At 57.2% G+C, this 14,637-nt stretch carries 17 protein-coding genes; 16 read left to right on the top strand and 1 reads right to left on the bottom strand.

Annotation, left to right across the window (positions count from 1 at the left end; translation table 11 throughout):
- Positions 1–14 precede the first annotated feature (14 nt).
- The 7 genes from HBO23_RS10220 to HBO23_RS10190 all read left to right on the top strand — a co-directional run bounded on the left by HBO23_RS10220 (position 15) and on the right by HBO23_RS10190 (position 5,933).
- Positions 15–557, top strand: a complete 543-nt coding sequence (locus tag HBO23_RS10220) for a PilL N-terminal domain-containing protein (RefSeq protein WP_042558367.1) — start codon at positions 15–17, stop codon at positions 555–557.
- Positions 554–1,225 carry a chemotaxis protein gene (locus tag HBO23_RS10215; protein WP_042558366.1) on the top strand — a complete coding sequence of 224 codons (672 nt, stop codon included), beginning with the start codon at positions 554–556 and terminating at the stop codon, positions 1,223–1,225. The genes HBO23_RS10220 and HBO23_RS10215 overlap by 4 nt, the downstream gene beginning before the upstream one ends.
- Positions 1,226–1,234: 9 nt before the next feature.
- A complete protein-coding gene (locus tag HBO23_RS10210) occupies positions 1,235–1,954 on the top strand; it encodes a TIGR03759 family integrating conjugative element protein (RefSeq protein WP_042558365.1) in 720 nt (239 codons plus the stop codon).
- Positions 1,936–2,484 carry a lytic transglycosylase gene (locus HBO23_RS10205; protein WP_042558364.1) on the top strand — a complete coding sequence of 183 codons (549 nt, stop codon included), beginning with the start codon at positions 1,936–1,938 and terminating at the stop codon, positions 2,482–2,484. Before HBO23_RS10210 ends, HBO23_RS10205 begins: the two co-directional genes overlap by 19 nt.
- Positions 2,481–2,996: an integrating conjugative element protein gene (locus tag HBO23_RS10200; RefSeq protein ID WP_042558363.1), complete on the top strand. Its 516-nt coding sequence runs from the start codon at positions 2,481–2,483 to the stop codon at positions 2,994–2,996. The genes HBO23_RS10205 and HBO23_RS10200 overlap by 4 nt, the downstream gene beginning before the upstream one ends.
- Before the next feature lie 8 nt (positions 2,997–3,004).
- Complete coding sequence (gene traD / locus HBO23_RS10195) at positions 3,005–5,110, top strand: type IV conjugative transfer system coupling protein TraD (RefSeq protein ID WP_042558362.1); 2,106 nt, start codon at positions 3,005–3,007, stop codon at positions 5,108–5,110.
- A 91-nt stretch (positions 5,111–5,201) separates the two neighbouring features.
- Positions 5,202–5,933, top strand: coding sequence for a TIGR03747 family integrating conjugative element membrane protein (locus HBO23_RS10190; RefSeq protein ID WP_042558361.1), 732 nt, complete (start codon positions 5,202–5,204; stop codon positions 5,931–5,933).
- Between the two features lie 27 nt (positions 5,934–5,960).
- Here HBO23_RS10190 and HBO23_RS10185 read toward each other — a convergent pair whose 3' ends face one another.
- The gene (locus HBO23_RS10185) at positions 5,961–7,043 is read right to left on the bottom strand and encodes a hypothetical protein (RefSeq protein ID WP_042558360.1); all 1,083 of its coding nucleotides are present in this window, start codon (positions 7,041–7,043) and stop codon (positions 5,961–5,963) included.
- Between the two features lie 117 nt (positions 7,044–7,160).
- On the opposite strand from HBO23_RS10185, the gene HBO23_RS10180 reads away from it, so the two are divergent.
- From HBO23_RS10180 to HBO23_RS10140, 9 genes are read left to right on the top strand one after another with little or no spacing between them, the layout of a single operon-like run.
- Complete coding sequence (locus tag HBO23_RS10180) at positions 7,161–7,490, top strand: RAQPRD family integrative conjugative element protein (protein ID WP_042558359.1); 330 nt, start codon at positions 7,161–7,163, stop codon at positions 7,488–7,490.
- Positions 7,487–7,726, top strand: a complete 240-nt coding sequence (locus HBO23_RS10175; RefSeq protein ID WP_042558358.1) for a TIGR03758 family integrating conjugative element protein — start codon at positions 7,487–7,489, stop codon at positions 7,724–7,726. Before HBO23_RS10180 ends, HBO23_RS10175 begins: the two co-directional genes overlap by 4 nt.
- A 17-nt stretch (positions 7,727–7,743) precedes the next feature.
- Entirely contained in the window at positions 7,744–8,115 is a 372-nt protein-coding gene (locus HBO23_RS10170) for a TIGR03745 family integrating conjugative element membrane protein (protein ID WP_042558357.1), read from the top strand.
- Positions 8,116–8,122: 7 nt separating this feature from the next.
- Positions 8,123–8,536 carry a TIGR03750 family conjugal transfer protein gene (locus HBO23_RS10165; RefSeq protein ID WP_042558356.1) on the top strand — a complete coding sequence of 138 codons (414 nt, stop codon included), beginning with the start codon at positions 8,123–8,125 and terminating at the stop codon, positions 8,534–8,536.
- On the top strand, positions 8,533–9,174 hold the full coding sequence (locus HBO23_RS10160) for a PFL_4703 family integrating conjugative element protein (RefSeq protein ID WP_042558355.1): 642 nt from the start codon (positions 8,533–8,535) through the stop codon (positions 9,172–9,174). The genes HBO23_RS10165 and HBO23_RS10160 overlap by 4 nt, the downstream gene beginning before the upstream one ends.
- On the top strand, positions 9,171–9,983 hold the full coding sequence (locus HBO23_RS10155) for a TIGR03749 family integrating conjugative element protein (RefSeq protein WP_042558354.1): 813 nt from the start codon (positions 9,171–9,173) through the stop codon (positions 9,981–9,983). The genes HBO23_RS10160 and HBO23_RS10155 overlap by 4 nt, the downstream gene beginning before the upstream one ends.
- Positions 9,973–11,490, top strand: a complete 1,518-nt coding sequence (locus HBO23_RS10150; RefSeq protein ID WP_042558353.1) for a TIGR03752 family integrating conjugative element protein — start codon at positions 9,973–9,975, stop codon at positions 11,488–11,490. Before HBO23_RS10155 ends, HBO23_RS10150 begins: the two co-directional genes overlap by 11 nt.
- Positions 11,453–11,869, top strand: coding sequence for a TIGR03751 family conjugal transfer lipoprotein (locus HBO23_RS10145; RefSeq protein ID WP_042558352.1), 417 nt, complete (start codon positions 11,453–11,455; stop codon positions 11,867–11,869). The genes HBO23_RS10150 and HBO23_RS10145 overlap by 38 nt, the downstream gene beginning before the upstream one ends.
- On the top strand, positions 11,869–14,622 hold the full coding sequence (locus HBO23_RS10140) for a conjugative transfer ATPase (RefSeq protein WP_042558351.1): 2,754 nt from the start codon (positions 11,869–11,871) through the stop codon (positions 14,620–14,622). The genes HBO23_RS10145 and HBO23_RS10140 overlap by 1 nt, the downstream gene beginning before the upstream one ends.
- Positions 14,623–14,637: the final 15 nt, after the last annotated feature.

Genomic DNA, 14,637 nt, shown 5'->3' with positions numbered 1-14,637 from the left:
CATGAGGTTTTTTCATGGAGCGTTTTTTTACGCCTGTCTGCCTGCTGTTTTTTTTGAGTGCCTGCAGCGCGCAAATTTCCACCCCATTGCCGACTAATCCAAAGATCGACAGTGGCTCCAATCGGACCCAATTATCAAGGAGCCCGGCCGAAGCAAACCATCCGGCGGAGATCCGTTATGGTCGCTATACCCTGGTGAGCACAGAGCCCACTACGGAGCAACGTGATCTTCTCGCTCAAATAATTGATGTGAGCATACCGTCCAACCTTAATCCCTCGGTAGAGGAGGCGATGCATTACGTGCTGCAGCGCTCGGGTTATTCGCTCTGCCCTACCACCGAACCAGTAAAGACACTTTTCACTCGGCCTCTGCCTGCAGCCCATTACCGACTCGGCCCGATTGCGTTACGCAGCGCACTACAGGTACTGGCTGGCTCCGCCTGGCAACTCACGACCGATGAGGTCAGCCGTTCGGTCTGCTTCGAACAGCAGAAAGCTGATGTCGGCATCGTGCGGGCTACACCAGACTCGTCCCATCAGGCGGAGGCACGTCCATGAAAGCCTCGACGTTTCAAACCATAATTGTTGGCTTACTTTGCCTGGCAGTCGCCGGGCTGAGCGGCGGTTTGTTTAACCAGTATCAGCGCATGGCCGAGCTACAGAGTACGAACACCCAGCGCTTCCAAACTTTGGACACCTTGCAACGTGATTTAAGCGCGCTCAGGGACGCACAGGAGAAACTGCAGTACTCGCTGAAAGACCTGAAGCAGATGGTCGATACAGGTGAGCAACAGGCCAATACCCTCGATCCGATGCTGGATCAGTGGGCGCAAGAGATACAGGAGATGCGCGACGGTCTGGCAGAGCGCGCCACCGTGAAAGATCTGACAGCTCTAAGCGGACGCTTTGAGCACGTCGAACAGCAGCTACTGGAGCTCAAGACTCAGCCTTCCCTACCACCGCCAACCTCTTCCGCGAACAAGCCGAAAAAGACGGCTCCCCCAAAACCCGTCCCGCTATCGCCACCGTTCTCGGTGTTGGGTGTCGAGTCCCGCGGAGGTGAGCGCTTTTTGGCAGTCGCACCTCATGACAGTAGCTCTCTCATAGATGTTCGGCTGCTGCATGCCGGCGAGCAGTTCGGAGCCTGGCACCTGAAAGTGCTGGAGCCGCACTCAGCCATCTTCTCGGTGGTCGCTCAGCCAGACCAGACCGTGCAACTCCCTTGAGAAGCGATCATGAACAGAGCGCCACTACTCCCCGTCGTCTGTCTCGCGTCGCTGCTGGCCATAGGCGCTGCGATGGGCACGCCTGTCACGACACCGTCGCGGATCCAGGACACACAATCCATTCCGCTGGGACGCTTGCACGCTGAACAGGCTGCAAGCTGGGGTCTGACGGAGCAGGAGTGGACGCGCTTCGAGCAGATCCAAACCGGCCCACGTGGTTTCTGGAGCCCGAAGCTCGATCCCTTGACCGCCCTAGGGGTTGAGGCCCAGACCGACCAAGAGCGCCAGCGCTATGCTGAATTACAGGTAGCACTGGAAGCCAAACGCGCCGAGCGTGAATTGGCCTACCAAAACGCTTACACCGCGGCCTGGACCAAGCTGTTTCCTGGTCAGCTACCGATCCAGGGCATGGCATCTTCTTCCCCTACCAGCTCATCAGTCGCCCCGCGCCCAGCCCTTTTTGTAGAGGACCACTGCCCTGCATGCACCGCTGAAGCACAACGTTTGCAGAACAGTGACACGGCGTTCGATATCTACCTAGTGGGCAGCCAAGGCCAAGATGAACGCGTCCGCAGTTGGGCTCGGCAAGCGGACATCGATCCGGCTAAGGTTCAACGCGGGCAGATCACCCTGAACCATGACCGTGGTCGATGGTTCAGCCTGGGGGCTCCGGGGCCATTGCCCGCCACATTTCAACAGGTGAATGGACAATGGCAACGTCTCGATTGATTGCTATTGCGCTCCTGCTGACGGTGCACACGGTTCGGGCTAACGAACTTCCGCCTCCGGCTTATCAACTGGCGGCGCATGACGCCAACATCCCTTCTACGGTGTTGTTCGCGATTGCCTTACAGGAGAGCGGTATTCGCGTCCGTGGTCGACTGCTGCCGTGGCCTTGGACCCTAAATATCGCCGGAACACCCTACCGTTTCCCCACTCGCCAGGCCGCATGTCACGCCTTGCTCCAGGCGCTCACACAATATGACGCTAAACGGGTCGACGCCGGACTTGGGCAAACCAACCTGGGTTATCACGGACAACGTTTTTCCAGTCCCTGCGAAGCTCTCGAACCCTACCGCAATCTAGCTGTGACTGCCGCCCTGCTGCAAGAGCATCACGCCGTCACCGGTGACTGGGTTTCAGCCGCTGGGCGTTATCACCGACCTGCGGGAGGTTTACCCGCCGCGCGCTACCGCGATGGATTCTCCCGGCAACTCGCACGGCTACAGGCTTCCGCTGAACAAGGCACACCACCATGAAACGAATTCCTACTGCCTATTACTTCTCCCTGCTCTTGGCTGCTTTCGCCCAGTCGAAACAATCCGTTGCAGAGGACCAGTTTGGCGGCTTCACCCGTCCCCATCTTCAAGTTGCTAGGCCGCCCATAAACAACAATCTCCAGCCTGGTCGCGCCATGCATACGGACTTGTCCACATTTGCCGATGAAACCTGGATATTACCCGTTCGCAGCTCCCTCTTGAGCCCCGGCCAAATCACGTCTCGCGCCCTAAACATGCCGGGCTTACGGCCATTTTTCCTGGTGGGTGAGGATACCCAATCACTGGCTTGGTTGCGTCAACGCGCGACTGAGCTGCAGGAAATCGGCGCGGCTGGCCTTGCCGTCGAAGTGGCCGATACCGGAGCCTTGGCTCGGATCCGAGCAGCCGCTCCTAGTGTCACCATCCTACCGGTCAACGGTAACGACATCGCCACCCGCCTGCAGATTGAGCATTACCCTGTCTTGATCACTGCCACATCATTGGAGCAGTGAGTAAGGTCATGGCCGAGCATGCGATGGAGTCCAAGCTCCGTCCCGCGGTGGAGCTTTACACGGTAGCAATTTGCATCGCTGCCGCAGTACTGTGCGTGTACTCGCCCTGGGCTGTGGCCCTGTCACCCGAGATCGGGCTGGTTGCGGCGCTGGCCTATACCCTATTCGGCCTGATCCGCCTGCGACAAGCATGGGAGGTGTTGCGCTATCGGCGCAATATCCGTCGGCTATCCCGCTACGAGCTGACCAGTCGGCAGATTCCGGTCAGTTGTAAGCGTCTGTTCATGGGCCGCGGGTTTCGCTGGACCCGCCTGCATACCCAGCGCTTGGTCGAGGCTCAGGATCCAGCGGTCGCACATTATGTCGACCAACCGACCTGCTATCGCCTGGCCCGTGGACTCGAACGGTCCCTTGAGCATGCACCGTTTCCGCTATCGACATTGGCTCGTGTCACCGCCTGGGACAGTGCCGTCAATCCGTTGCGCCCTTTACCACCGGTAGGAGGCTCGCCATTGCTGCATGGGGTCGAGCCCGATGAGACGCAAGTCAGTCTGCCACTGGGCGAACGGGTCGGTCACACGCTGGTGCTGGGCACAACCCGCGTCGGCAAGACGCGACTCGCTGAGGTGTACATCACCCAGGACATTCATCGCATTGAACATGAGGTAGTGATTGTCTTCGACCCGAAGGGCGATGCCGACTTGCTCAAGCGCATGTACGTCGAAGCCAAACGCGCCGGCCGGGAGAAAGAGTTTTATGTCTTCCATCTGGGCTGGCCAGAAATCTCCGCCCGCTACAACGCGGTGGGACGTTTCGGACGTATTTCTGAAGTGGCATCTCGCATCGCTGGGCAGCTCAGTGGTGAAGGTAACTCTGCGGCCTTCCGTGAGTTCGCATGGCGTTTCGTCAACATCATTGCCCGGGCTTTGATCGAATTGGGCCGGCGTCCGGACTACCTGCAGATCCAGCGGCATGTGGTCAACATCGATGCGCTGTTCATCGAATACGCCCAGCAGTTTTTCGCCAAGACCGACCCGAAGGCGTGGGAAGTGATCGTCCAGCTCGAAGGTAAGCTCACAGAGAAGAACATTCCCCGGCATATGATAGGACGCGAAAAGCGGGTGGTGGCCATCGAGCAATACCTGGCGGTGAAGCGTGTATTTGATCCCGTAATGGACGGACTGCGTTCAGCGGTGCGCTACGACCGCACTTACTTCGACAAAATCGTGGCCTCGCTACTGCCGCTGCTGGAGAAACTCACTACCGGCAAGACCGCTCAGTTACTGGCTCCCAACTACACCGACCTGGATGACCCGCGGCCGATATTCGACTGGATGCAGATCATCCGAAAACGCGGCATCGTCTACGTTGGCCTGGATGCGCTGACTGATGCCGAAGTGGCCGCCGCCGTGGGCAATTCAATGTTCGCCGACTTGGTCTCGGTAGCGGGACATATCTACAAACATGGCATTGACCATGGGCTGCCTCAATCTGGCAACGCTGGTGACAAACTGCCAATCAACCTACATGCCGATGAGTTCAACGAGTTGATGGGCGATGAGTTCATTCCGCTGATCAACAAGGGGGGCGGTGCCGGTATCCAGGTAACCGCCTATACCCAAACCCTCAGCGATATCGAAGCACGTATAGGCAACCGCGCCAAGGCCGGCCAGGTGGTGGGCAATTTCAACACCCTACAGATGCTGCGGGTGCGCGAAACCGCAACCGCGGAACTACTCACCCAGCAGTTGCCCAAGGTTAATGTGCTGACCAAAACATTGGTCTCGGGTGCGACCGACACCTCCGATCCGGAGGCCAATACGGACTTCACCTCGTCCTCACAGGACCGTGTCAGCAGCACCAGCGTTCCGCTGATCGAGCCTGCTCACATCGTCAGTTTGCCCAAGGGGCAAATGTTCTCCTTCCAGGCCGGTGGTCAGCTCTGGAAAGTCCGCATGCCGTTGCCAAAACCCTCCAACGACGATGCCATGCCCAAAGACCTGCAGGAACTAACTCAACGGATGCGAGCGGCCTACAACGCGCAGGCGGGACAATGGTGGAGCGCCAGTGGTGGCGGCCCAACTACCAACTTCGATTTAGATCAGGTGGGATAGCCCGGCCCCACCACAGGTTTCGATCAACCGAATACGCACTCGGCAGGAGTCATGCCTAAATCAAAATCTGCAGAGCGTAATGGAGTGAACGATGGCGACTTTCGCCCACAAACAGCCACCACAACCGATCCACCGCCCGGGGTTGATTATCTCGGCAATCAGCCTAGTCCTGCGCATCATCGGTGCGCTAATGGCGTCGTTGGTGTTTTCGATCCTCATCGAGTTCGCCGGCCTGCTGCTGGTCTGGGGCGATCAGGGTTGGCATCACAGCCAGGCAATGTTGAATAGTGAATTGGGATGGCTCAGCGAGCACTTCAAAGATTCACTCATCCTCCAACAACCTGGACAGACGATTGGCCGGTGGCTGGATTTCCTCAATCAGTGGCTTCTGGTCAAAGCTGGCTTTGCGGATTTTACCCAGCAGGCGCGAGTGTCAAGCCAAGGCAACGGCCCTTGGGGCTGGATCAACCAGCTTTACGTGAGCATTGAGGATTTCGTGCTGGCCGCAGTTTACGTGACCTTTACCTTCGTGGTACGCCTGACCATTCTGGTCCTGGCCGCCCCACTGTTTCTAATGACCACGTTTACTGGTTTTGTCGATGGGTTGATGCGACGCGACCTGCGCAAGTTTGGGGCAGGTCGCGAAAGCAGTTTTGTCTACCATCGTGCTAAACGAGCCGTGACAACAGTGCTGCTCGTGCCCTGGATCATTTATCTGTCTCTCCCCTTTTCGCTCAATCCACTCGCTATTTTTTTACCGTGCGCCGCAATGTTGGGGATAACAACGGCGATCACCGCCGCAACATTCAAGAAATATCTTTAAAATTTGACGCCCCTTTTTTTCAAAGCATTAGATATGACTGGAGTTCGTACTCGCTTTTTTGCAGGCCGTGACGATTGCACTCATAAAATCCTGGTACTTAGGCTGAATCCAGTCACCTCGCTTCTGATGTTCAGAGAAGGGTTTCGAAAACATGAAATTAACCATGCCTTTGATTTGATGCTCCGTATCAGCTGTCCCAAACTCCACCCCCGCACTCTCGACATATGAATGTCGATGCCGCAGGACATCAGAGAGCGTATCGTCCAGCGTTTGCCCTACTAAAACATAACCGGCTTTCTGCTTATATTGCCGGGAACCGTCACATACCTGCAACATATCGACATCCCCTAGGCCTAACAAAGTCCCCTTCTTATTGAAGTTATTAAGATCCGCTAGAGCATCCGCCATTGGACCACTCCCAATCGGAAGGGCATCAGGGTTATGCTGTGACTGCTTAATTATCGCGCGCTCAACTCGACTAGTGAGCACAAACTTAACATACCAGGGATCAAAATATTTCAATGGCAAGTCATCAGGTATTTCCCGATATGCAATACCTAGAGGAATTAGCACACCAAAAGGAGCCTCGAGATCTTTTTTCCAACTCAGCTCTTCTATTCTTTTAAAATATTGAGTGAGGTATACATCGTCATCATGCACCGCCTCCAGAACGCTCACCAAATGCTCAATCGACTTAAAGCCGATCCAAGTCATACGCAGACCTGTATCAGCGAAAAACAACCGAAGCTCTTCGAGGGCACTTAATGCGTCAGCAGATTTAATATTTCCACGACGCCCCATATGCTCATATAAGGCTACAGGAGTCACAGCCAAGTAGGTTTCTCGGTCGCTCCAGCCTGTTACAAATCTGGTGAACGCAGTATATGATAACGCCTGCAAATCACGATTCGGCTTAGTTGCTCTATGTTTAAAAGACTGAATTATGCTGTTATCAAGAACCAAATGCATTGGTCCTTCTAGCTCGTAACTGACAGCGTATTTTCTTGCGAATTTCTCAGTCGATATATAAAACTCAAGAATTTCGTGGTCAGTGCGGCCACGCAGACACTCTGCGACCTCAACTATCAATTTTTCTTTAACTCCTTCCACCACTATCATCCTTAACGACAACTGAATAAAAACCGATCGTAGCCAGCTCGATTAATTTGCTGACGTTCACTCTTCCCTCGGAGATCTTAATTCCAGACCAACGTCGGGACCACCACAATGTCCGTTTTTCCTATTCGTGTTCTCATGCTCACTGTGATCGCATTTCACAGCGACTGCTTTGCTGCGGGCGAGCATGAGCAGCAACTCAGTCTACTCATCCGACAGCTAGATACTCTCGACACGTTGGTACTACGGGTCTCGCGTGACGAAGCACCAGAGTCAAATACACGTTACCGCTTTGACTATCCCCGCCTAACTCAAGACATCCAGCGCATCCGCCAGGGTGTGCAGGACTATCTCTCCCCCTCTCGCGCTCAACCCCGCGACTCCACTGAGTTGGTCGGAGAATACCGTCTCGACACCCCATCCGCAGAGTCCTCGCCGTGAGCATGACTGACGCCCAGACCGCCGCCTTTCAAAACGCTTCCGGCTTCTCGGCACAGAGCAGCTCGAAACTGTGGCTGTCCTTGGTTCTCGTCCTGGCTTTGCTGTGGTGTGCCTGGGTGATGTGGACGGCTTACCGGGGCTGGGCGACAGGAAGCATGCGCTTTGGTGCCTTTGGCGGCAGTGCTGCGCGCGTACTGCTCGCCTTGCTGATTTTGATGTTCTTCACCCTGTCCTAATATCGGAGATCGCGATCATGCTCAAGTGCCTTGTCCCTATCAAAAACAACCTGCGTGATCGTACAAGCCAACGCTTGATCGGTCTGCTGCTGGTCCTTGGTCCAGGCCTAGCTTTTGCCGAACTACCGACCATGGAGGCGCCTTCCCGAGGCGAAGGTTCCGGGCTGATCGAGACGATCAAAAACTACGCCTACGACGGCGGCATTTTGCTCGGTCTACTGATTGCCCTGCTCGCGTTTCTCGGCGTGGCCTGGCACTCCCTGACCGTATTCGCCGATGTCCAAAACCAGCGCAAGACCTGGAAAGACCTTGGCGCGGTAGTTGGTATCGGCGCCCTGTTGGTAGTGATCATCATCTGGTTCCTCACCAAAGCTGCCGCGATTCTGTGAGGTTGGCATGAACGACACTATCGAACGCCTTGCCGACGGCACTTTGGTCTTTCTGCCAGAGCGACTCAATCGTGATCCAGCCGTATTGCGCGGTTTAACCAATGATGAAATGTGGGTAGCCCTAGGCTCCGGCGCCGTCATTGGCCTGCTGGTGGGCATTCCTCTGGCGATCGTCACCGCCTCGATTGCCGTGGCGCCGACCAGCATGATCGCAGGCATGACAGTGGTCTTATTGATCGGGGGCACGCTACTGCGTCGGGCCAAACGGGCTCGTCCGGAGACCTGGTTGTACCGCAAGCTCGAATGGATACTCGCCAGCCGTTGGCGCCTGGGGCGTGGAAGTTTGATTCTCCACTCCGGTGCCTGGACGGTTCGCCGTTCACGTCGACTGCGCCCTGCCCTGTCCCGGTGGCAGCCATGAGTCGATTTCGAAACAAGGTCGATGCCCAACAGGCCCATATCTTCAGCCTGCGTCTGGCGATAGTGATGCTCGCCCTGCTCAGCGCCGGACTATGGTATGGCTGGCGCTCAGCACCAACCGATCTGACCGTGCACGTCCCCCCTGATCTGCGCTCGGGCAGCACGCGCAAGTGGTGGGATGTTCCCCCAGAGAATGTGTATGCCTTTGCCCTTTACATCTTTGGCCAACTCAACCGCTGGCCCTCGGATGGCGAGCAGGATTATCGCCGCGCCATCTATGGCTTGCAGTCCTACCTGACACCCGCCTGCAAGGCCTTCCTCGACGGCGACTACGAGTATCGCAAGGCCGCCGGCGAACTGCGTCAACGGGTGCGTGGCGTCTACGAAATTCTAGGCCGAGGCTACAGTGAAGATCCGGAACTGCGGGTCAAGCAACTCGATCGCGACAGTTGGTTGGTCACACTCGACCTTAACGCTGATGAGTATTACGCCGCCGAACCGGTGAAACGGGTGGTCGTGCGTTATCCGTTACGGGTGGTGCGTTTCGATCTGGACCCCGAACGCAATAAGTGGGGCCTTGCACTGGATTGCTATCAGGGTACGCCGCAAAAAATCTCACTGCCTGAAGGTGATCCATGAAGCGGATTTCTACCCTGGGACTCACCCTCACACTGATGCTATCGGGCGCTGCAGCGCAGGCCGTCGAACTGATGCACTGGGAACGCCTACCGCTCGCGGTCCCACTGGTGATCAATCAGGAACGAGTGGTCTTTGTCGATGAAGCTGTTCGTGTCGGCGTGCCTCCCACTCTGAAGGATAAACTGCGCGTGCAATCAACCGGAGGCACGCTGTACCTGCGCGCGTCGGAAGCCATTGCACCGACACGACTGCAACTGCAATCGGTCAAGACGGGCGAGATCATCCTCTTGGATATCGCGGCCACGCCTGGCGATCAACCCCTGGAGCCCGTGCGTATTCTCAAGAATGCTCCGATGCAAGCTATCGAGTCTGAATCGAGCACCGTCCCTGTTCCAGAACGTACGCCGATCCCGGCCGCTTTGACGCGCTACGCCGCGCAAAGCCTGTACGGCCCGCTGCGCACCGTGGAGTCCCTGCCCGGCGTACGCCGCGTCCCGCTCAAGCTGCGCACCGAACTGCCGACCCTGCTGCCGAGCGAAAACGTTTCCAGCACACCCATCGCCGCCTGGCGGCTCGGTGACTATTGGGTGACGGCCGTGAAGTTGCGCAATCGAGGTACAGCGACGGTGCAACTAGATCCGCGTCAGCTTCAGGCAAAGCTGTTCGCCGCGACCTTCCAGCATGCTTTCCTCGGGCCGGTCGGCAGTGCGGAAGACACCACGATTGCGTACCTCATCACTCGCGGTGCCGGCCTCGAACACGCCGTGATGCTTCCGCCCGTTGCGCGAGGTGCTTACGATGAAGGCTAACGCCTTGCTCAAATGGCTGGTACCGGCTGCGCTGCTGGGCGTGGTGCTGATCATCATGAAAAGCTGGGTCGCGGGAGGCAGCACACCTTCTCCAGAGCACCCAGTTGATCAGGGCGATATTCAATTATCTGCCGAGCAAGCCAAGTCGCTCGGCATTGCGGGCGATACCCCACGCGATACCGTCGCCACCCTGGTCGGCCAGGTGAAGGCCATGCGCAGCGACATGCTCGGTTTGAAGAAGCATAACGATTCACTACAAACAGAGAACAACCGCCTGCGCGAACGGGAAAACAGTGTCGATTCGCGTATCCAGACGGCGCTTGGCAGCGTGACACAGCAGGTCGACGAAGGCCGTCGACAAGCCAACGAGGCCCGACTTAAAGCAGAACTAGACAGTCGTCAGGCTCGCGGTCTACTAACGCAATTGCAGGAGCAGTTGTCGGGGCTGGCCGGCAAAGGCAAGGACATGCCGATCGGATTGGGGCTTGAGCCGGGCGATGGGGACCAGTTCGAAGGGCTGCATTCTGCCAACGATGCGCTGCAGTGGATTGAACCTTCGGATGCTCCCTCCACCGAAGCCCGAGGCAAAACCAAGACCTCCTCCGCACCGAGTCTGCCTACTGCCTTCAACTCACTGGAGGGTTTGAAGGACAATGCCATCGACCGCAGCCAGAAGCAGTTACGCGAGGTCACCAAGGGTGAGCGTGACCTGACGCGATCCGGTGATCGTACCGAAGGTGCGAAGCCGGTCTACACCATTCCCGAAAATGCGACATTAATGGGCTCGGTCGCCATGACCGCGCTGATTGGCCGAGTCCCGGTGGATGGCACCGTGAATGATCCCTATCCCTTCAAGGTGCTGGTCGGTCCGGAGAACCTGACGGCCAACGGCATCGACCTGCCAGACGTCGCGGGTGCTGTGATGAGCGGCACGGCGTCCGGTGACTGGACCCTGTCTTGCGTACGCGGACAGGTCGAGTCGATCACTTTTGTATTTACCGATGGCACCATCCGCACGGTGCCTCAGCCGAAAGCGGTAGCCAGCCGCAATGCCTCCACCACCCAGAGCTCAAACACCGACAAGATCCGCGGCGGACTCGGTTACCTGTCCGATCCGTATGGCATTCCCTGCATCGTCGGCGAGCGCCGCTCGAACGCCCAGCAGTACCTCGGTAGCCAGAGCCTGATCACTGCTGCCGGCGCGGGCGTCGCTGCATTGCTCGGGAATGAGCAAAACAACAGCAGCGTGATCAGCTCGGGCGGCAGTGCCTTCGGGGTCACCAGCAGCAGTGGCAATAGCGCACTGAATTCAATTCTCAGTGGTGGGGTCAGCGACATCCGAGAGTGGGTCAACAAACTGTATGGCGAAGCCTTTGCGGCCGTGTACGTGCCACCGGCAGCAGAAGTAGCACTGCACCTCGACCATGAGATCACCATCGACTACGAGCCTAAGGGCCGGAGCGTTCGCCATGAAAAAGATCCTACCTCTCTATCTGACCTGGATTAGCTTGCTCTGCTGGGTCCTGACGGGGTGTTCCACAGACAAGGACACACTTTTGCCGCATGGCGAGCAAACCATGCTGGACATCTGGAACGGTGCCGGCTCACAGGGTACTCAACAGCTACTGTTGGATGCTCGGCAACAGTTGCGCCGCCCGTTGGCTCAAACAGATCTCTCCGCTGCGCTCCAGGAACCGTATACGCGTACAGCAGTGAATGAAATTCGCAACCTGTTCCCTCGTCTACCCAATCCTGATTTGGTGATGTACGTGTATCCGCATCTGAGTGGTACCGAGCAAGCACCAGTGCCGGGGTACTCGACCGTCTTTCCATTCTATCAACGGGTGCAGTACGCAATGCCGGGTGAACGCCAGGAAGATCTGTAATGTGTAGCGACGATGCGGGAAACCGCTCTTCTGCATGGAAAGCCTGGCGCAACCCATTGCGCCCACGCGCCACATTTGCCGATGAAGCTGCGTTATATGCGCACAACCCCAGCTTCACCGATCATCTGCCGTGGGTCGAATACCTCGACACCGAGCAGTGTTTTCTACTAGATGACAATCAATCTGTGGGGGCGGTGTTCGAGTTACTGCCCATCGGCACAGAAGGGCGCGAACCCGATTGGCTAATGGCAACCCGCGATGCCATAGAAGATGCCCTGCAGGATAGCTTTGACGAGCTGGATCAAGCGCCATGGGTGGCGCAGTTTTTCTGCCAGGACGACAACGACTTCACCCCCTACCTGACCAGGCTCACCGACTATATTCAGGACAACGCCCGGGGCACGGTTTTCACCGAAGCGTACCTAGAACTAATTCACAGACATCTGAAAGCCATCTCCAAGCCCGGCGGCCTGTTCGAGGATAAGGCAGTCACGCGCCTGCCCTGGCGAGGAAACAGCCGTCGGGTGCGATTAGTGATCTATCGCTGGCTTGAGTCTGAGGGTGAGGAGGCGGGACTCAACCCAGTGCAATCGCTACAACAAACTTGCGAACGTGTCGCTGTTTCGTTGCAGGCGTGCGGGGTGCAATCGACGCGAGTCGATGGCCGAGGTTTGTATGCATGGTTGCTGCCCTGGTTCAATCCAGCCCCCAAGCTCACAGATGAATCGCCCGAACATTTCTACCGCCGCGTGGCCTATCCGGAGTCTGGCGAGAGCGAGTCGCTGGAACTGCCCTTCGATCACGACTTTGCCGAACGGTTGTTCTTCAACGAACCGCGTTCGGACGTGCAGCATGGACTCTGGTTTTTTGATGATCAGCCCCACCGGGTCATGGTGGTAGATAAACTGCGCCGGGCGCCATTGATTGGTCAACTCACTGGCGAAATCCGCAAGGGAGACGCGGTGAATGCCCTGTTCGACCAGTTACCCGAGGGCACGGTGATGAGTCTGACCTTGGTGGTCAAACCGCAGGATGTACTCGAGGATCAGTTGAACCGTCTAGCCCGCAAAGCGATCGGTGAGAACCTTGCCTCGACCCAGGCCCGTCAGGATGTTGAAGAGGCTCGTGCGATCATCGGCCGTCAGCACAAGCTTTACCGTGGCACGATGGCGTTTTACGTGCGCGGTCACGATGAACAGCAGTTGCACCAACGCTCAGTCGGCCTAACGAACGCGCTGCTGGGTGCGGGGCTACAACCGGTGCGTGAGGGCGATGAAGTCGCCGCCTGCAACAGCTACCTGCGTTGGTTACCGATGGCTTACAGCCCAGCCCGCGACACACGTAACTGGTACACACGCCTGATGTTCGCCCAACACCTGGCAAACCTCGTTCCAGTCTGGGGCCGCAGCATTGGCACCGGCCACCCGGGTATCACGCTGTTTAATCGTGGTGGGTCGCCTCTGAGCTTTGATCCGTTGTCACGTTTAGACCGGGCAATGAACGGCCATCTGCTGTTATTCGGCCCCACCGGCGCCGGCAAGTCAGCGACCCTAGTCACCTTGTTGATGCAGATCATGGCTATATACCGCCCTCGCCTATTTATCGTAGAGGCTGGCAACTCGTTCGGCCTGCAGGGTGACTACTTCGCCACACAGGGCTTGTCGATCAACAAGGTCCAATTAAAACCTGGCGCCCCGGTCAGTCTTGCCCCATTCGGCGATGCCTGGCGCTTGGTCGAACAACCAGATCAGGTGGCGAGCCTTTCCATTGATGAGTGGGACGATGAAGCAGTAGCCAGTCGCGAGGACCAGCGCGATGTGCTCGGCGAGTTGGAAATCACCGCTCGCCTGATGATCACCGGTGGCGAGGCTAAGGAAGAGGCGCGACTGAGTCGAGCTGATCGCAGCTTGATCCGCGAGTGTATTCTCGATGCGGCGCAAATCTGTGTCGCAACGAACCGTCAGGTACTGACCCGCGATGTGCGCAACGCTTTACTGCGCGTCGCCACAGACTCGCGCTTACCGGAAAAACGTCGCGAACGTGCACAGGAAATGGGCGAGTCCATCGATCTCTTTTGCCAGGGCTTCGAGGGTGAGCTCTTCGACCGTGAAGGCACCCCGTGGCCGGAAAGCGATGTGACCATCGTCGACCTCGCCACTTACGCTCGCGAAGGCTATGAGGCTCAGATGTCCATTAGCTACATCAGCCTGATGAACACCGTAAACAACCTCGCCGAGCGCGACCAGTACTTGGGCCGACCAATCATCATGGTCACCGACGAGGGGCACATCATTACCAAGAACCCGCTGCTGGCGCCCTTCGTGGTCAAGGGCACGAAGATGTGGCGCAAGCTCGGCGCCTGGTTCTGGCTGGCGACGCAAAACCTTGCCGACTTTCCAACGGCTGCGCAGACCATGCTCAACATGATCGAATGGTGGATTTGCTTGAATATGCCGCCCGCGGAGATTGAGGAAATCGCACGGTTCAAAAAGCTCACGTCTGCGCAAAAAGCCTTGCTGCTGTCCGCTGGCAAGGAGCCGGGGAAGTACACCGAAGGGGTCGTGCTATCGAAAAAAATTGAGACGCTGTTTCGGGCCGTACCACCCAGTCTTTATCTCGCCCTGGCCATGACTGAGCCCGAGGAAAAAGCCGAGCGCTGGACATTGATGCAGGAGAACGTCTGCTCCGAGCTGGAAGCGGCATTTCGGGTAGCGGAACGAATCGATAGAGCGCGAGGAATAGACCCTGTATAGGTAAATCTATTCAGC

This window comes from Pseudomonas sp. WS 5532 (genome assembly GCF_012985445.1).
Taxonomy (GTDB): domain Bacteria; phylum Pseudomonadota; class Gammaproteobacteria; order Pseudomonadales; family Pseudomonadaceae; genus Aquipseudomonas; species Aquipseudomonas edaphica.
The sequence above is the reverse complement of the archived record's forward strand: the minus strand, read 5'-3'. Positions and strand labels throughout refer to the sequence as shown.